The following is a 16,518-nucleotide window of genomic DNA, read 5'->3' on the forward strand; positions in this document are numbered from 1 at the left end:
ACCCAAGCTGTGGAGCAGAGAGCGAGGCGCAGACGATGGCCGACCAGGCACCCGAGCCGATGCTCACCGTCGACGAGCTGGCGGCCAGGGCGGGCGTCACCGTGCGCACCGTACGGTTCTACAGCACCCGCGGGCTTTTGCCCCCTCCCGTGATCGGCCCTCGTCGGGTGGGGCACTACGGGCCGGAACACCTGTCCCGGCTGGCTCTCATCGAGGAGTTGCAGCACCAGGGCATGACCTTGTCGGCCATCGAGCGCTATCTGGACGCGCTGCCCGACGACCTGAGCGCGCACGACCTCGCGATCCACCGCGCCATGGTGGCCAGTTGGGCGCCGGACGCGGCCCAGGAGGTCTCGCGGGAGGAGCTGGAGAAGCGGGCGGGGCGGAGCCTGTCGGATACCGACCTGCGGCGGCTGACGGCCATGAACGTGGTCGCCGCCTCGGGGGACCGGTTCCGGGTGGACGTGGGGCTGCTGCGGCTGGGGGTCGCTCTGCTCGACGTGCCGATCGCGCACGAGACGATCCTGGCGGCGCGCACGGTGCTGATGGAGCACACCAGGTCGGCGGCGCACGAGCTGACGGCGCTGTTCCGGGACGAAGTGTGGGGGCCGTTCACGCGGGGCGAGAGCGATCCGGAGCGGGTGGAGTCGATGAAGGCGCTGTCGGCGCACATGCAACCGATGGTGGTGCAGGCGCTGGTGACGGCCTTCCAGCGGTCGCTGAGGGAGGAATTGCGGGCGGCGTTCGCCTCGGAGGCCGGGTAGGTTCACGGTACATGGCAGTCATTCACCGCACCACGATGTCACCCGGCAAGCTCGAACTCCTCGCCGCCTGGATGCCGGCCCGGCCCTGGTACCGGGGCGGGCAGGGCGCCGTGCGCCTCACCAGGGCCGGCGGATTCCGGCTCGACGACCCCGAGGGCGAGGTGGGCATCGAGTTCATGGTGGTCACCGACACCTCGGGCGGCTCCCCCGTCACCTACCAGGTCCCGCTGACCTACCGCGGGGCGCCGCTGGAGGGCGCCGAGGCCGGCCTGATCGGCACGTCCGAGCACGGTGTGCTGGGGCGTCGCTGGATCTACGACGGCGTCCACGATCCGGTCCTGGTGGACCGGTTGCTGGCGTTGCTGGCGGGCCGCACCACGGCGCAGGACCAGAACGCGAGCAACGCCCCGGACCCGACCGTCGAGGTGCGCACCGAGGCGGGCGGCGTACCGCAGGACCTGACCGGGCCCGGGGCCGTGACGGACACCGCCGACGCCACCGTCCTCACCGTGGGCCCGGCGGGCCGGGAACGGCCGGTGTCGGCCGTGACCATGTCCCGGGTGCTGCGCCCCGGGCCCGCCGCCGGGGACGGTGTCCGGGGGCAGGTGCTGGCCCGGTGGTCCGCGCCGGACGGTACCGAGGAGCGCGGGGTGTTCGCGCTCCTGCGCGACGGCGACCGGTAAGTGCGAGGCGCCCCGGGCCCGCTCGTGGGCGGGCCCGGGGCGGCCGCGCTCAGTCCGCGTAGGTCTCGCCCCGCTCGGCCTTCGCGACCAGCGACGCCGGCGGGGTGAAGCGGTCGCCGTACCGCGCGGCCAGCGCACGAGCACGGGCGACGAAGCCCGGCAGGCCGCCCTCGTAGCCGTTGATGTACTGGATCACGCCGCCGGTCCAGGCCGGGAAGCCGATGCCCATGATGGAGCCGATGTTGGCGTCGGCGATCGAGGTGAGGACGCCCTCGTCGAGGCAGCGGACGGTGTCCAGGGCCTCGGAGAAGAGCATCCGCTCCTTCATGTCGGCGAAGGGGATCTCGTAGCCGGGCTTGGTGAAGTGCTCGCGCAGGCCCGGCCAGATGCCGGCGCGCTTGCCCGACTCGTCGTACGCGTAGAAGCCGGCCCCGCCGCTGCGGCCGGGGCGGCCGAACTCGTCGACCATCCGGTCGATGACGGTGTCGGCGGGGTGCTCGGCCCACGCCAGGCCCTCGGCCTCGAAGGCCTTGCGGGTCTCGTTGCGGATCTTGCGCGGCAGGGTCAGGGTGAGCTCGTCCATCAGCGAGAGCACCTTGGCCGGGTAGCCCGCCTGGGCGGCGGCCTGCTCGATGGAGGCGGGCTCGATGCCCTCGCCGACCATGGCCACGCCCTCGTTGATGAACTGGCCGATGACGCGCGAGGTGAAGAAGCCGCGCGAGTCGTTGACCACGATCGGGGTCTTGTTGATCTGCCGGACCAGGTCGAAGGCGCGGGCGATGGCCTCGTCGCCGGTCTGCTGGCCCTTGATGATCTCGACCAGCGGCATCTTGTCGACGGGCGAGAAGAAGTGCAGCCCGATGAAGTCGGCGGGCCGTTCCACACCCTCCGCGAGCCCGGAGATCGGCAGGGTGGAGGTGTTGGAGCACAGCAGCGCGTCGGGCGCGATGACGTCCTGGACCTCCTGGAACACCTTGTGCTTGAGGGCGGTGTCCTCGAAGACGGCCTCGATGACGGCGTCACAGCCCGCGAGGTCGGCCGCGTCTGCGGTCGGGGTGATCCGGGCGAGCAGTTCGGCGCGCTTGGCCTCGGTGGTCCGGCCGCGGGCGAGCGCCTTGTCGAGCAGCTTCTCGGAGTACGCCTTGCCCTTGGCCGCGGCCTCGGCGGTGACGTCCTTCAGCACCACCTCGATGCCCGCGCGGGCACAGGAGTAGGCGATGCCCGCGCCCATCATGCCGGCGCCGAGGACGGCGACCTTGCGGACCTCGCGGGGCTCCACGCCCTGCGGACGGCTGCGGCCCGCGTTGACGGCCTGGAGGTCGAAGAAGAACGCCTGGATCATGTTCTTGGCGGTCTGTCCGGTGACGAGCTCGGTGAAGTAGCGGGCCTCGATGGTCAGCGCGGTCTCGAAGTCGACCTGGGAGCCCTCGACGGCGCAGGCCAGGATGTTGCGCGGCGCCGGGTACGGGGCCCCGTTCAGCTGCTTCTTCAAGTTGGCCGGGAAGGCGGGGAGGTTGGCGGCGAACTTCGGGTTCGACGGCGTGCCGCCCGGGATCCGGTAGCCGGGTACGTCCCAGGGCTGCTTGGACTCGGGGTGGGCGTCGATGAAGGCGCGGGCCTTGGCGAGCATCTCCTCCGGGGTCGCGGCCAGTTCGTGGACCAGGCCGTTCTCCAGGGCGCGCTGGGGGTTGTACTGGGTCCCCTGGAGCAGCACCTTGAGCAGCGCGTCGGCGATGCCCATGAGGCGCACGGTACGGGTGACACCGCCGGCGGCCGGGAGCAGGCCGAGGGTGACCTCGGGCAGGCCGATCTTGGAGCCGGGCGCGTCGAGGGCGACACGGTGGTGGGAGGCGAGGCAGATCTCGTAACCGCCGCCCAGGGCGGCGCCGTTGATCGCGGCGACGACGGGCTTGCCGAGGGTCTCGATGCGGCGCAGCGAGCGCTTGATGGCGGTGCCGGTGTCGAAGGCCAGCTGCGCGTGCTCGGGGCGCAGCCGGATCATGTCCTTGAGGTCGCCGCCCGCGAAGAAGGTCTTCTTGGCGGAGGTGTAGATGATGCCGCGGATGGAGTCCTTCTCGGCCTCGGCGCGGTCGGCGACGGCCGCGATGGAGTCCTTGAAGGCCTGGTTCATCGTGTTGGCGGACTGGTCGGGGTCGTCGAGGACCAGGGTGACGACGCCGGTCTCGTCCTGTTCCCAGCGGATCGTGGTGGACTCGCTCATGGTCACTGCTTTCGTGTCGGTCCGTGCGGAGGAGGGTCTGGGGACAGGACGGTTCAGAGTCGCTCGACGATGGTGGCGACGCCCATGCCGCCGCCGACGCAGAGGGTGACGAGCCCGTAGCGCTTGTCCTGGCGCTCCAGTTCGTCCACGACCGTGCCGAGGATCACCGCGCCGGTGGCGCCGAGCGGGTGGCCGAGCGCGATGGCGCCGCCGTTGACGTTGACCTTGTCGAGGGAGACGCCCATGTCCTTGACGAAGCGCAGGACGACGCCCGCGAAGGCCTCGTTGATCTCGATCAGGTCGATGTCGTCGATGGTCAGCCCGGCCTTGGCGAGGGCCTTGCGGGTGGCCGGGGCGGGGCCGGTGAGCATGATGGTGGGCTCGGAGCCGGAGACGGCCGCCGAGACGATGCGGGCGCGGGGCGTGAGACCGCCCCGCTCCCCCGCCTCGCGGGAGCCGATCGCGACGAGCGAGGCGCCGTCGACGATGCCGGAGGAGTTGCCCGCGTGGTGGACGTGGTCGATCTTCTCGATCCAGTGGTACTTCTGCAGCGCGACCGCGTCGAAGCCGCCGAGGTCGCCGATGTCCGCGAAGGACGGCTTCAGCTTGGCCAGGGTGTCTGCGGTGGTGCCGGGGCGGATGAACTCGTCGTGGTCCAGGACGACCAGGCCGTTGCGGTCGGTGACGGGGACCACGGACTTCGCGAAGCGGCCCTCCTTGACGGCCGCGGCGGCGCGCTCCTGGGAGAGGGCGGCGTACTCGTCGACGTCGCGCCGGGAGAAGCCCTCGATGGTGGCGATCAGGTCGGCGCCGATGCCCTGCGGGACGAAGTTGACGTCCCAGTTGGTCATCGGGTCGTTGAACCAGGCGCCGCCGTCGGAGGCCATCGGGACGCGGGACATGGACTCCACGCCCCCGGCGAGGACCAGGTCCTCCCAGCCGGAGCGGACCTTCGCGGCGGCCAGGTTGACGGCCTCCAGGCCGGAGGCGCAGAAGCGGTTCTCCTGTACGCCGGCCACCGTGTCCGGGAGACCGGCGGCGATGGCGGCGATGCGGGCGATGTCGGAGCCCTGGTCGCCGACCGGGCCGACGACGCCGAGCACGATGTCGTCGATGGTGGCGGGGTCCAGGCCGGGGTTGCGCTCGCGCAGGGCGTGGATGAGACCGACGACCAAGTCGATCGGCTTGGTGCCGTGCAGGGCGCCATTGGCCTTGCCGCGGCCGCGCGGGGTGCGGATCGCGTCGTATACGTAAGCTTCGGTGCTCACTGGTCAAGCCTTTCGGAGTGTTCTGGGCGGAGAGGTTCCAGGGAGGTTCAGCCGAGGAGGGAGCGGCCGATGATCTCTTTCATGATCTCGGTCGTACCGCCGTAGATGGTCTGGATGCGGCCGTCGGTGAAGGCCCGCGCGACCCGGTATTCGGTCATGTAGCCGTAGCCGCCGTGCAGTTGCAGGCAGCGGTCGGCGACGCGCTTCTGCAGCTCGGTGGCCCACCACTTGGCCATCGAGGCGTGTACGTGGTCCAGCTCGCCGTTCGCGTGGTCGGTGATGCACCGGTCGAGGAAGGTCCGGGTGACGGCGACCTCGGTGGCCATCTCCGCGATCTCGAAGCGGATGTGCTGGAGCTTGGACAGCGGACGGCCGAAGGCCTCGCGCTCCTTCACGTACTGGGTGGTGATCTCCAGCAGGTACTCGGCGGCGGCGATGCCGGCCATCGCGATGCCCATCCGCTCCTGCGCGAGATTGGTCATCAGGTGGACGAAGGCGCCGTTCAGCTCGCCGAGCAGGTTCTCCTTGGGGACGCGTACGTCGTGGAAGAACAGCTCGGCCGTGTCCTGCGCCTTCTGGCCGATCTTGTCGAGGTTGCGGCCGCGCTCGAAGCCCTCCGTGCCGCGCTCGACGACCAGCAGCGACAGGCCGTGCGCCCCGCCCTCGGGGGTGGTCTTGGCGACCACGATCACCAGGTCGGCGAGGATGCCGTTGGAGATGAAGGTCTTGGAGCCGTTCAGCACCCAGTGGTCGCCGCGGTCCTCGGCGCTGGTCCGGATCCCCTGGAGGTCGGAGCCCGCCCCCGGCTCGGTCATCGCGATGGCGGTGATGGTCTCCCCGGAGCAGAAGCCGGGCAGCCAGCGGCGCTTCTGCTCCTCGGTGGCCAGCGAGGTCAGATAGGGGCCGATGATGTCGTTGTGGAGGCCGATGGCGAGCCCCGGGGCGCCCGCGCGGGTGAACTCCTCGGCGATCACGGCGGCGTAGCGGAAGTCGGTGTTCCCGCCGCCGCCGTACTCCTCCGGGACGGCGAGGCCGAGCAGCCCCTGGCGGCCCGCGGCCCGCCAGGCCTCGCGGCTGACGATGCCGTCCTTCTCCCACTGCTCGTAGTGGGGCAGCACCTCCTTGGTGAGGAAGGTGCGTACGGTCTCGCGGAACGCCTCGTGGTCGGCGTCGAAGATCTGGCGCTTCATCAGTGGGCTCCCTACAGCCAGTTCTTGACGGTTTCGATCAGCCGGGCCGGATCGGGGCCGACGGGTGTGACGTTGAGCATGGTGACGCCCGCCTCGCGGAAGGCCTCGACCCGCTCGCGTACGTAGCCCTCGGGCCCACACAGCGTCATCAGCTCGCAGAACTCGTCCGGGACGGCGGCCGCGGCGTCGCGCGTGCGTCCGGCGAGGTAGAGCTCCTGGATCGTGCGGGCCTGCTCCTCGTAGCCGTAGGCGACGGCGAGGTCGTTGTAGAAGTTCTTGCCGACCGCGCCCATGCCGCCGACGTACAGCGCGATCTGCGGGCGCGCGCGTTCCCGTACGGCGGCCGCGTCCGCACCGATGGCGAGCAGGCCGCCCGCGACGGTCTGCAGCGGGCCGAGCTCCGGCGGCCTCTTGGCCGCGCCCTCGGCGAGGGGGCCGCCCCAGACCGCGCGGGCCTTCTCGGGAATGAAGAGCGTGGGCAGCCAGCCGTCGGCGATCTCTGCGGTCATCCGCACGTTCGCCGGGCCGAGGGAGGCGATGTAGACCGGGATCGCGGAGCGGACCGGCCGGGTGAGGATCTTCAGCGGCTTGCCGTGCCGGCCGCCCTTCGAAGGCGGCAGCGGCATGTCGGTGATGCCGTGGTGGTCGATGGTCTCGCGGCGCCAGATCCGGCGGCACAGCTCGACCGTCTCGCGGGTGCGGCCGAGCGGCTTGTCGTACGGCATCCCGTGCCAGCCCTCGACGACCTGCGGGCCGGAGGCGCCGAGGCCGAGCATGGCCCGGCCGCCGGAGAGCGCGTCCAGTCCGGCGGCGGTCTGGGCGATGAGGCCGGGGGTGCGCGAGTACACGTTGAGGATGGCCGAGCCGATCTTCATCCGCTCGGTGCGGGCGGCGAGATAGCCCATGATCGTCGGGGAGTCGAAACCCCAGGCCTCGGCCACCCACACGGCGTCGAGCCCGGCCGACTCCAGCGCCGCCGCCTCGTCGGCGGCCCGGCGCGGATCTCCGGCGTAGTCGAGCATCATGGACAGTTCCATCAGGAGCCCTCCTTCCCGAGCAGCGCCGGTACGTCCCAGTCGGCGGCCACCGACTCGGCGTGCGCACCCGGCTGGGCCGGGCCGCTGGTCACCGCGACGGGGGTCGCCGAGAACCGCGGCGCGGGCGCGGGCTGGACGATCCCGCCGAAGTCGGTGAAGGTGCCGCGGGCGGCGAGGTGCGGGTGGCCGGGGGCCTCGCGCAGCGAGAGCACGGGCGCCACGCAGGCGTCGCTCCCCTCGAAGACCGCCGTCCACTCCTCGCGCGTACGGGTCTTGAAACGCGCGGCGACGGTCTCGCGCAGCTCGCTCCAGCGGGCGAGGTCCTTGCGGGCCGGAGCCTGGTCCTTGATGCCGAGGAGCTCCACGAAGGTGTCGTAGAACTGCTGCTCCAGCGCGCCGACCGCCATGTACTGGCCGTCGGAGGTCTCGTAGGTGCCGTAGAAGGGGCAGCCGCCGTCGAGGAGGTTGGCCCCGCGGCGGTCCTGCCAGCCGCCCGCCGCCATCATTCCGTGGATCATGGCGGTGAGGTGGGCGGTGCCGTCGACGATGGCGGCGTCGACGACCTGGCCGGTGCCGGTGGCACGGGCGTGCTGGAGGGCGGCGAGGACCCCGATCACCAGGTAGAGGGAGCCGCCCGCGTAGTCCCCGACCAGGTTGGCGGGGACGGCCGGGGGCTCTCCCGGATTGCCGATCATGCCGAGGGCGCCGGTGACGGCGATGTACGCGATGTCGTGTCCGGCGCTCTGCGCGAGCGGGCCCTCCTGGCCCCAGCCGGTCATCCGCCCGTAGACCAGCTTCGGGTTGCGGGCGCGGCACTCGGCCGGGCCGACCCCGAGCCGCTCGGCGACCCCGGGGCGCAACCCCTCGATGAGGACGTCGGCCCGCTCGGCGAGGTCCAGGACGCGGGCGGGCCCGTCGGGCGACTTGAGGTCGACCAGGACGGACCGTTTGTTGCGGTTGGTGATGTCGTAGGCCGGATCGACCGCGAGCCCGCCACCGCCGGGCCGGTCCACCCGTACGACGTCGGCCCCCAGGTCGGCGAGGAGCATGGCGGCGAACGGGCCGGGTCCGATGCCCGCCAGTTCGACGACGCGCACTCCCGCAAGCGGGCCGGTCCCGGTCACGTGCCCGGTCGCATGCCCGGTCCCGCTCGCGGTCCCGTCTCCTGTCACTGCCATCGAGCCCCCAGCGTCTGCGGTGTGCGTGCGGTGCCTGGTGTGCACGTGTGCACGGTGTGCACGGTGTGCACGGTGTGCACGGTGTGCACGGTGTCCGACTGTGTGACACAACTGATGTAACACCAGCGATGCTAGGAACGTGTTCCACTCAGCACAAGAGCAAGCGCTTAGCCGTTTGCCCGGATCCGGTCGTCCAGTTCCTTGACGTGCCGCTTGAGGGCCACGGTCCGGTAGCTCTCCTCCACCCACTCGCACAGCACATCGACGGAGGGCGCCCCCTTCTCTCCCAGGGGAACGGAGACCCAGCCGGACCGGCCCAGGCCGTAGCCGGTGGGCTCCGCGCCGGGCGCCGTCATCGCATGCCCGTGCAGCGCCTCGTCCTTGAGCTTCACGGAGAGGCCGGGCGGCTCGGGGCCGTCCGCGTTGCCCAGGAAGGCGAAGATCTTCTTGTTGACCTTCACCACGCAGTCCTCGGGACCCCATGGGTAGTCCTCCACGGCCTCCGGCAGCCCGAGGGCGAACTCCCGCACCGCCTCCCACTTGCGCACCGCAGCCTTTCCAGCCTTCATCGACGCCTCCACCACCGCAGGTCACACCTGCCCGCACGGACAGTCGATCCTCACGCTAGCCTCAGCCACCGACACCAGCTGGGAGGAGCGGTCATGAACGCAACGGTTCGGCAGGACCATCCGGAACGCGCCTACGACGTCGTGCTGTTCGGCGCCACCGGGTTCGTGGGGGCGCTGACCGCCGAGTACCTCGCCGCGCACGCGCCCGTCGGCTGCCGGTGGGCCCTCGCGGGCCGGGACACCGCGAAGCTGGAGCGGCTGCGCGAGCGGCTGGCCGCGATCGATCCGGCGTGCGCGGGGCTGCCGCTGCTCCGGGCGGACGCCCAGGACGCGGGGGCCCTGCGCGAGCTGGCCGCGTCCACCCGGGTGCTGGCCACGACGGTGGGGCCGTACGTCTGGTACGGGGCGGAGCTCGTGGCCGCCTGCGCCGAGGCGGGCACGGACTACGTCGACCTCACCGGCGAGCCGGAGTTCGTGGACCGGATGTACGTCGAGCACGACGCGCGGGCCCGGGAGACGGGGGCGCGGCTCGTCCACGCCTGCGGCTTCGACTCGATCCCGGCCGACCTCGGGGCGTACTTCACGGTCCGCCAGCTGCCGGAGGGGGTCCCGCTGACGGTCGACGGATTCATGCGGTCCAACGCCCTCTTCTCCGGCGGAACTCTGGCCTCCGCGCTGACCGCCCTGGGCCGCGGCCCCCAGACCCTGGCCGCCGCGCACGCGCGCCGGCTGTACGAGCCCCGGCTGCTGGGGCGTCGGGCGCGCGGGCCGGTGGGGGCGCCGCGGTTCAGCCGGGAGACCGGCACCTGGGCGCTGCCGCTGCCCACGCTGGACCCGCGGATCGTGGCCCGGTCGGCGGCCGCGCTGGAGCGGTACGGCCCGGACTTCCGCTACCGGCACTACGCCTCCGTCAAACACCTGCCCGTCGCGGTGGGCGGTACGGCGGCCCTGGCCGCGACCGTGGCCCTGGCCCAGGTGCCGCCGGCCCGGCGGTGGCTGATGAACCGCTGGGAGCCGGGCCAGGGGCCGGACGCGGAGCGCCGCGCGCGCAGCTGGTTCACCGTGCGGTTCGTGGGCGAGGGCGGCGGCCGGCGCGTGCTCACCGAGGTGTCGGGCGGCGACCCGGGCTACGGGGAGACGGCGAAGATGCTGGCGGAGTCGGCGCTCTGCCTGGCCTACGACGCCCTGCCGGAGGCCGCCGGGCAGCTGACGACGGCCGTGGCGATGGGCGACGCCCTCATCCCCCGCCTCCAGAAGGCGGGCATCTCCTTCCGGGTGGCGGACGCCCGGGCGGCGAAGGCCCGGATGGGGGAGGCCCGGACGACGGAGGCCCGCTGACTCAGCCCGTGGCTTCGCGCAGGGCGCGGCGGCACAGGGAGTCGGCGTGGCGGGTGGTCTCGGGGATCCGGAAGCGGGGGCTCAGGGCCAGGGCGTGCGCGCAGGCGTTGTCGAGGGAGACCCGGTGCCCGACGGACACGTAGACCGGCTTGATCCCGTCCTGCGTCCGCAGCGCCCGCCCGACCTCGGCCCCGTCGGCCGCGAGCAGCGGGGCGGCGTCGCCGCGCCGGGCGCCCGGTTCCTCGTAGGTGAAGGTGAAGGGATTCTTCGCGACGCCGATGGCCGGGAGCCCGCTGACCACGCCGAGGTGGCAGGCGAGGCCGAAGCCGCGGGGGTGGGCGAGGCCGTAGCCGTCGCAGACGACGAGGCCGGGCGCGGTGGTCAGGGCGTCGAGGGCGGCCAGTACGGTCGGCAGCTCGCGGAAGGCGAGCAGCCCGGGCACGTACGGGAAGCTGACGTGCCCGACGGCGGTGGCCTCCTCGACGACCTCTAGGGTGGCGGCATCGAGCACCACGGCCGCGGCGGCGACCAGGTCGCGTGCGTCGTCGTAGGCGACGTCCACTCCCGCGACCAGCCCGCGGCCGGGTGGGGGGCCGGGCTCGGTGAGCACGACCTGATGGCGCAGTTCGTCCTGTATCGCCCGGGCCTCGGCCTCGTCGGCGGGGGTCTTCACACTCGTCATGATGGTGCGAGAGTAGCCTGGCGATCATGTTCGTCATGGAGCTCACCTACATCGCGCCCATCGAAGCCGTCGAAGACGAGATGGACGCCCACATCGCCTGGCTGGACGGCTACTACGCCGCCGGCGTCTTCCTCGCGTCGGGGCGCAAGGTCCCGCGCGACGGGGGCGTGATCCTGGCCGGCGGGGTGTCCCGGACCGAGATCGAGAAGATCGCGGCCGAGGACCCCTTCACGGTGGCGGGCGTCTGCGAGTACCGCATCACCGAGTTCATCGCCACGAAGACCTCGGCGGACCTGGCGACGGTACGGGAGAACCCGGTGGTGTAGGGGGTGCCGGCCAGCGAGCTCCCTGCCAGCCGAAGCCCCGCCGAACGCCCCACCCCCGGCCAGCGAGCCCCCGGCCACCGAAGCCGCCGCCCGCCCCGCCCCCTACCCGATCAGCGCCGCTCCAGCCGGGCCACGCGGCCCTTCTCCCCCGCCGCCCAACACCCCGTGTCCGGCGCGCAGTCGACCGTGTCGAAGGATCCCGGCTCCAGCGACCGCCAGCTGCGGCCGCCGTCCGTGGTCACGTCCGTGCCCGTCGGTCCCACCGCGAGGGCCGTCCTGGAGGAGTACGGGTACCAGGCCGCGCCCGAGCGGTAGGCCGGCGGCGGGGTCGCCGCCTGGTGCCAGGTGCGTCCCCCGTCCACGGAGACCGCGGCGGCCTGCGGGGAGGCCTGGCCGGTGCGATAGTCGCCGCCGACCGCGAGTCCCCTCGTACGGTCCCTGAAGGCGAGGGCGAAGACCCCTCGCGCCGGGTCGCCCGCCGGGACGGTGGATTCGGCGACCCGCCAGGTCAGGCCGCGGTCCGCGGAGTGCAGGACCCGCGCGCTCGCCCCGCCGCCCGTGGCCAGCCAGACGTCGCGTGGGCCCGCGCTGACCAGGCACTGGCCGCTGGCGGCGAAGCCCGCCTCGCCCGGCAGCGCATCGGGCATGCCCTCGCTCGGCAGCACCCGCCAGTTCCGCCCGCCGTCGTCGGTGGACAGGATGCGGAACTTTCCCTCCACCGGGTCGCTCATCGCCAGTCCGTGCCGGGCGTCGAAGAAGGTGAGGCAGTCGTAGAAGGCGCGCGGGTCGGGGTTGCGGAACGTCTCGGTCCAGGTGGCGCCGCCGTCCTCGGTGCGCAGCACCCTGGACGCCTCGCCCTCCCCGATGGACAGGGCCACCGCGCGCCGCGCGTCGAAGGCCTCGATGTCGCGCAGTTCCAGGCCTTCCGCGACCGCGCCGGGCGGCGAGACGTCCTGCCAGCTGCGGCCGCCGTCCAGCGTGCGCAGCACGGTCCCCCGGGAACCGGCCACCCAGGCCGTGGTCCGGCTGACCGCCGCCAGGCCACGGAAGCGCGCGGGTTTTCCGGTCTCCTTCAGGGCCCAGGCGGCGCCCCGTAAATCCTGCGCCGCCGGGGCCGGGCCCGCGGGGTCCGGGGCGCCCGGGCCCGCGTCGGCCCGGGCCGGGCCGGCCAGCACCCCCACCACCAGGGCTGCCGCGCACATGCCAACTCCAACATCCCGAAGTCTCATGGCGCCGGAAGCTAACGCACCCTCGTTCCGCCGTCCAGAGTGCGTCCCCGAGTGCGTCCCCGCCGCCGTCTCCCAGGAGCCGGACCGGCCGGCCACCCTCGTACGCGGGCCGCGCTTTGCGCCTGTGGAGTGATCGGTAACCAGCCCTTCTGCGACCTTCCGAACTCTGCGGAATTCACTGCCCCGCCTTGGCCCGCATCCCTCACTCGGTCACTCTGTGCGATCACACAGACGGGTTCAGGCCAATCGGTGACACAGCTCACGCAACCCTCCATGCACGGAATTGCCGATTCCGGCGTCTATCGGGTTGCCGGGCTCCACCCCACGGCCCGGCAGCAGATCCGCCGCAAGGGAGTGAGCCTTGATCACTGTCATCGAGCAGGCCGCACAGGCCCGTCTGGTCGCCACCGCGCCGAAGGTCGAGACCGTTCCCGTCACCCTCTGCTACGACCGTGCGGATCCTTTCGCCGTGCGCATGGCCTTCCCGGCCCCGGCGACGCTGGAGGGCGTCGAGGTCTCGTGGACCTTCTCGCGCGAACTGCTGGAGTCCGGGCTGGACCGCCCGTCGGGCTGGGGCGACGTGCGCGTACGCCCGTACGACGGCGATCGGACCACGATCGAGTTCCACGCGGCGGAGGGCGTCGCGGTCGTGCTGATGCTGACGGCCGAGCTCCACCGGTTCCTGGAGCGGGCCGCGACCGTGGTCCCACCGGGCTTGGAACACCTCTACCTCGACATGGACCACAGCCTGGCCGAGCTGATGCGCGACACCTGCTGACCGCCGCCCGTTATTCGATTGCGGGCGGCTGCGGCCGCCCGTAGCTTCGTAGACGCCCCACTGCCGTCGAAACGGAGCAGGACATTGCTCGTCTGAGGTTCGAGACACCGACCACGTGACCTTCACCATCGCCGTGACCTTCACCACCGTCACCGCCTGAGCGTCGGCTGTCTCCCCGCGTTGCACGCACCACTCACGCAACCTGGAGGCCTCCATGAGTCACGCCCCTGCTTTCATCACCTGCTCCGACCTCTCCTTCGACTGGCCCGACGGCACTCCCGTCTTCGACGGGTTCCAGCTCGCCGTCGGCCCCGGCCGCACCGGTCTGATCGGGCTCAACGGCTGCGGGAAGTCCACCCTGCTGAAGCTGATCGCCGGCGAACTGACCCCGTCCGAGGGTCACTCGTCCGTCGCCGGCTCGGTCGGTCACCTCCCGCAGAACGTCACCCTCGACACCGCGCTGCGCGTGGACGAGGCGCTCGGCATCCACACCGCCCGCGCCGCCCTGCACGCCATCGAGGCGGGCGAGGCCACCGAGGCGAACTTCACCGCCGTGGGCGACGACTGGGACGTGGAGGAGCGGGCCCTGGCCACGCTCGACCAGCTCGGCCTCGCCCGGATCGGCCTGGACCGCACCGTCGGCGAGCTCTCGGGCGGCGAATCCGTACTGCTGCGGCTGGCCGCCCTGCTCCTCGCGCGCCCCGACGTCCTGCTGCTGGACGAGCCCACCAACAACCTGGACCTGCGGGCCCGGGGCCGCCTGTACGCGGCGGTCGAGTCGTGGTCGGGGGTGATGCTCCTGGTCAGTCACGACCGGGAGCTGCTGGAGCGGGTCGATCAGATCGCCGATCTGCACGATGGTGAAGTCCGCTGGTACGGAGGGAACTTCACGGACTACGAGCAGATGCTGGCCGCCGAGCAGGAGTCGGCCGAGCGGATGGTCCGGGCCGCGGAGGCCGACGTACAACGACAGAAGCGCGAACTGGCCGACGCGCACGTCAAGTTGGCGCGGCGCAAGCGGTACGGCCAGAAGATGTACGAGAACAAGCGCGAGCCGAAGATCGTGATGGGCGCCCGCAAACGGGCGGCGCAGGAGTCGGCCGGCAAGCACCGGATCATGCACACGGAGAAGCTGGCACAGGCGAAGGAGCGCCTGGACCAAGCGGTCGAAGCGGTGCGCGACGACGACGAGATCCGGATCGAGCTGCCCTCCACCCGGGTCCCGCCGGGGCGGCGCGTCCTGACCCTGAGCGATCTGCGCCTGGCGCACGGGGCCACCGTACCGGGCGAGTGGGAGCTGCGCGGCCCCGAGCGGATCGCCCTGGTGGGCCGTAACGGCTCCGGCAAGACCACGCTGCTGCGCACGGTCGCGGGGCAGCTCCCGCCGGTGTCCGGGGCGGCGGTGGCGCACGTGACCACGCGGTTCCTGCCGCAGCGCCTCGACGTCCTGGACGACAGCCGTTCGGTGGTGGAGAACGTGGCGCGGTTCGCCCCACAGGCCACCAACAACCTGATCCGGGCCCGACTCGCGCACTTCCTCTTCCGGGGCGCCCGGGCGGACCGGCCGGCCGGCACGCTGTCGGGCGGCGAGCGGTTCCGGGCGGCACTGGCGGCGCTGCTGCTGGCGGAGCCCGCTCCGCAGCTGCTCATGCTGGACGAGCCGACGAACAATCTGGACCTGTCGAGCGTGCGGCAGTTGACGGACGCGCTGGAGTCGTACGAGGGCGCGCTCGTGGTGGCGAGCCATGACGTGCCGTTCCTGGAGTCGATCGGCATCACGCGGTGGCTACTGCTGGACGGCGAACTGCGGCCGACCACGGCCGAGGAGGTCCGGGAGACGCTGTGGCACGAATGACCGCGGGACGGGGGTGAGCCCCCCGGCCCCGCAGGAGTGGTCAGTGGTCATACGAGGCATCGAGGGCACGCCACGCACGTGAGACATTCACTACGGAGCGTAGCGAGAGGGGGGCCGTGCCACGCCGAGCGCGCGGACCTGCCCGATCGACACCCTCCGTGCACTGGTCTCGGCCGTCAAGGCGGGAGCGGCGGACCACCTGGTGGCGTGATTTTGCCCCCGCGCTTCCCTCTCAGACCCCCTTCAAACTGCACAGATAACTGGATGTAACTGGACATAGGCATGGCTGGGGCTTGGCTGGCCTTGATGTCGCGCTTAACCTACGACTCCGTAGGCTACGGAACCGTAGGTAATTCGCTTTGCACCCAGGAGTACCCGTGACGATCACCTCTCCCCACCTCGGCAGCTCGGAGGCGTGGACGGACGCCAAGCTGCTGTTCGCGCTGGAAGAGGTGGTCGAGAAGGAGCTCAACCGCCATCTGAAGGTCACCAAGGACTGGATGCCCCACGAGTACGTCCCGTGGAGCGACGGCCGGAACTTCCCGGGCTTCTTCGAGGACGGCGAGGCCTGGGACCCGGAGCAGTCCAAGGTCACCGAGATCGGCAAGATCGCTCTGGTCGTCAACCTGCTGACCGAGGACAACCTCCCCAGCTACCACCACGAGATCGCGTCGCTTTTCGGCCGCAACGGCGCCTGGGGCACCTGGGTGCACCGCTGGACGGCCGAGGAGGGCCGCCACGGCATCGTGATGCGCGACTACCTGCTGGCCTCGCGCGCCGTGGACCCGGACAAGCTGGAAGCGTTCCGCATGCAGCACATGTCGGAGGGCTTCGAGTCCGACAACCGCCACTCGATGCTGCACTCGGTGGCGTACGTGGCCTTCCAGGAGCTCGCCACCCGCATCTCGCACCGCAACACCGGCCACCAGTCCGGTGACCCGGTCTGCGACCGGATGCTGGCGCGCATCGCGCAGGACGAGAACCTGCACATGGTCTTCTACCGCAACCTGCTGGGCGCGGCCTTCGAGCTGGCCCCGGACCTGACGATGCAGGCCGTGCGGGACGTCGTGGTCAACTTCCGGATGCCCGGACACGGCATGCCCGGCTTCGAGCGGATGGCCGCGCAGATGGCGATCGGCGGGGTCTACAACCTGCGGATCCACCACGACGACGTGCTGAGCCCCGTGATCCGCTTCCTGAAGATCATGGACATCGACGGCCTGGGCCCGGAGGGCCAGAAGGCCCAGGAAGAGCTCGGCCTGTTCATGAACGGCCTGGACGGCGAGGCCCGCAAGTTCGACGAGCGCCTGGCCGCCCGCGCGGCCCGCATCGCGGCCCGCAAGGCCTGACCTCCCTGGGCTCTGGGCTCCCGGCTCCGGGACTCCCGGTCTGACCGGTTT

Annotated in this window: 15 protein-coding genes; 7 read left to right on the forward strand and 8 right to left on the reverse strand. The window is 71.8% G+C overall.

The window, feature by feature from the left end:
- Positions 1-35 precede the first annotated feature (35 nt).
- Together ACZ4TV_RS03625 and ACZ4TV_RS03630 are read left to right on the forward strand one after the other, a co-directional pair.
- Positions 36-764: a MerR family transcriptional regulator gene (locus tag ACZ4TV_RS03625; protein ID WP_468130264.1), complete on the forward strand. Its 729-nt coding sequence runs from the start codon at positions 36-38 to the stop codon at positions 762-764.
- Positions 765-775: 11 nt separating this feature from the next.
- Positions 776-1,447: a maltokinase N-terminal cap-like domain-containing protein gene (locus ACZ4TV_RS03630; protein WP_468130266.1), complete on the forward strand. Its 672-nt coding sequence runs from the start codon at positions 776-778 to the stop codon at positions 1,445-1,447.
- Positions 1,448-1,496: 49 nt separating this feature from the next.
- On the opposite strand, the gene ACZ4TV_RS03635 is transcribed toward ACZ4TV_RS03630, so the two are convergent.
- From ACZ4TV_RS03635 to ACZ4TV_RS03660, 6 genes are all read right to left on the reverse strand, one after another.
- Positions 1,497-3,668 (reverse strand): 3-hydroxyacyl-CoA dehydrogenase NAD-binding domain-containing protein, encoded by a 2,172-nt coding sequence (locus ACZ4TV_RS03635; RefSeq protein ID WP_468130268.1) that lies wholly within the window; start codon positions 3,666-3,668, stop codon positions 1,497-1,499.
- Positions 3,669-3,721: 53 nt separating this feature from the next.
- Positions 3,722-4,936 carry an acetyl-CoA C-acetyltransferase gene (locus tag ACZ4TV_RS03640; RefSeq protein WP_468130270.1) on the reverse strand — a complete coding sequence of 405 codons (1,215 nt, stop codon included), beginning with the start codon at positions 4,934-4,936 and terminating at the stop codon, positions 3,722-3,724.
- Between the two features lie 47 nt (positions 4,937-4,983).
- A complete protein-coding gene (locus ACZ4TV_RS03645; protein ID WP_468130272.1) occupies positions 4,984-6,126 on the reverse strand; it encodes an acyl-CoA dehydrogenase family protein in 1,143 nt (380 codons plus the stop codon).
- Positions 6,127-6,137: 11 nt separating this feature from the next.
- Positions 6,138-7,163 (reverse strand): LLM class F420-dependent oxidoreductase, encoded by a 1,026-nt coding sequence (locus ACZ4TV_RS03650; protein WP_468130274.1) that lies wholly within the window; start codon positions 7,161-7,163, stop codon positions 6,138-6,140.
- The gene (locus tag ACZ4TV_RS03655) at positions 7,163-8,341 is read right to left on the reverse strand and encodes a CaiB/BaiF CoA transferase family protein (RefSeq protein WP_468130276.1); all 1,179 of its coding nucleotides are present in this window, start codon (positions 8,339-8,341) and stop codon (positions 7,163-7,165) included. Before ACZ4TV_RS03655 ends, ACZ4TV_RS03650 begins: the two co-directional genes overlap by 1 nt.
- A gap of 167 nt (positions 8,342-8,508) precedes the next feature.
- Entirely contained in the window at positions 8,509-8,910 is a 402-nt protein-coding gene (locus ACZ4TV_RS03660; RefSeq protein ID WP_468130278.1) for an MmcQ/YjbR family DNA-binding protein, read from the reverse strand.
- Positions 8,911-9,003: 93 nt separating this feature from the next.
- Between ACZ4TV_RS03660 and ACZ4TV_RS03665 the strand changes: the two genes are divergently transcribed.
- Entirely contained in the window at positions 9,004-10,248 is a 1,245-nt protein-coding gene (locus tag ACZ4TV_RS03665) for a saccharopine dehydrogenase family protein (protein WP_468130280.1), read from the forward strand.
- Between the two features lies 1 nt (position 10,249).
- Here ACZ4TV_RS03665 and ACZ4TV_RS03670 read toward each other — a convergent pair whose 3' ends face one another.
- On the reverse strand, positions 10,250-10,930 hold the full coding sequence (locus ACZ4TV_RS03670) for an endonuclease V (RefSeq protein ID WP_468130282.1): 681 nt from the start codon (positions 10,928-10,930) through the stop codon (positions 10,250-10,252).
- A gap of 26 nt (positions 10,931-10,956) precedes the next feature.
- On the opposite strand from ACZ4TV_RS03670, the gene ACZ4TV_RS03675 reads away from it, so the two are divergent.
- Positions 10,957-11,256: a YciI family protein gene (locus ACZ4TV_RS03675; RefSeq protein ID WP_468130284.1), complete on the forward strand. Its 300-nt coding sequence runs from the start codon at positions 10,957-10,959 to the stop codon at positions 11,254-11,256.
- Between the two features lie 110 nt (positions 11,257-11,366).
- Here the strand turns inward: ACZ4TV_RS03675 and ACZ4TV_RS03680 are convergent, their stop codons facing one another.
- Positions 11,367-12,458 (reverse strand): WD40/YVTN/BNR-like repeat-containing protein, encoded by a 1,092-nt coding sequence (locus tag ACZ4TV_RS03680; protein WP_468130286.1) that lies wholly within the window; start codon positions 12,456-12,458, stop codon positions 11,367-11,369.
- Between the two features lie 388 nt (positions 12,459-12,846).
- Here ACZ4TV_RS03680 and ssgD point away from each other — a divergent pair, with 388 nt between their 5' ends.
- The 3 genes from ssgD (at position 12,847) to ACZ4TV_RS03695 (ending at position 16,467) form a co-directional block, all read left to right on the forward strand.
- Complete coding sequence (gene ssgD, locus ACZ4TV_RS03685) at positions 12,847-13,263, forward strand: spore wall synthesis regulator SsgD (RefSeq protein ID WP_468130288.1); 417 nt, start codon at positions 12,847-12,849, stop codon at positions 13,261-13,263.
- A 214-nt stretch (positions 13,264-13,477) separates the two neighbouring features.
- Entirely contained in the window at positions 13,478-15,118 is a 1,641-nt protein-coding gene (locus tag ACZ4TV_RS03690; protein WP_468130290.1) for an ABC-F family ATP-binding cassette domain-containing protein, read from the forward strand.
- 377 nt (positions 15,119-15,495) lie between these two features.
- Positions 15,496-16,467 carry an acyl-ACP desaturase gene (locus tag ACZ4TV_RS03695; protein WP_468130292.1) on the forward strand — a complete coding sequence of 324 codons (972 nt, stop codon included), beginning with the start codon at positions 15,496-15,498 and terminating at the stop codon, positions 16,465-16,467.
- Positions 16,468-16,518: the final 51 nt, after the last annotated feature.

Source organism: Streptomyces sp. NPDC028910 (assembly GCF_055564955.1).

Coding starts and splice junctions, on each gene's coding strand:
- ACZ4TV_RS03690 (WP_468130290.1), top strand. CDS start 13,478: ATGAGTCACGCCCCTGCTTTCATCACCTGCTCCGACCTCTCCTTCGAC.
- ACZ4TV_RS03675 (WP_468130284.1), top strand. CDS start 10,957: ATGTTCGTCATGGAGCTCACCTACATCGCGCCCATCGAAGCCGTCGAA.
- ACZ4TV_RS03645 (WP_468130272.1), bottom strand. CDS start 6,126: ATGAAGCGCCAGATCTTCGACGCCGACCACGAGGCGTTCCGCGAGACC.
- ACZ4TV_RS03655 (WP_468130276.1), bottom strand. CDS start 8,341: ATGGCAGTGACAGGAGACGGGACCGCGAGCGGGACCGGGCATGCGACC.
- ACZ4TV_RS03670 (WP_468130282.1), bottom strand. CDS start 10,930: ATGACGAGTGTGAAGACCCCCGCCGACGAGGCCGAGGCCCGGGCGATA.
- ACZ4TV_RS03625 (WP_468130264.1), top strand. CDS start 36: ATGGCCGACCAGGCACCCGAGCCGATGCTCACCGTCGACGAGCTGGCG.
- ACZ4TV_RS03660 (WP_468130278.1), bottom strand. CDS start 8,910: ATGAAGGCTGGAAAGGCTGCGGTGCGCAAGTGGGAGGCGGTGCGGGAG.
- ACZ4TV_RS03665 (WP_468130280.1), top strand. CDS start 9,004: ATGAACGCAACGGTTCGGCAGGACCATCCGGAACGCGCCTACGACGTC.
- ACZ4TV_RS03650 (WP_468130274.1), bottom strand. CDS start 7,163: ATGGAACTGTCCATGATGCTCGACTACGCCGGAGATCCGCGCCGGGCC.
- ACZ4TV_RS03635 (WP_468130268.1), bottom strand. CDS start 3,668: ATGAGCGAGTCCACCACGATCCGCTGGGAACAGGACGAGACCGGCGTC.
- ACZ4TV_RS03680 (WP_468130286.1), bottom strand. CDS start 12,458: ATGTGCGCGGCAGCCCTGGTGGTGGGGGTGCTGGCCGGCCCGGCCCGG.
- ACZ4TV_RS03630 (WP_468130266.1), top strand. CDS start 776: ATGGCAGTCATTCACCGCACCACGATGTCACCCGGCAAGCTCGAACTC.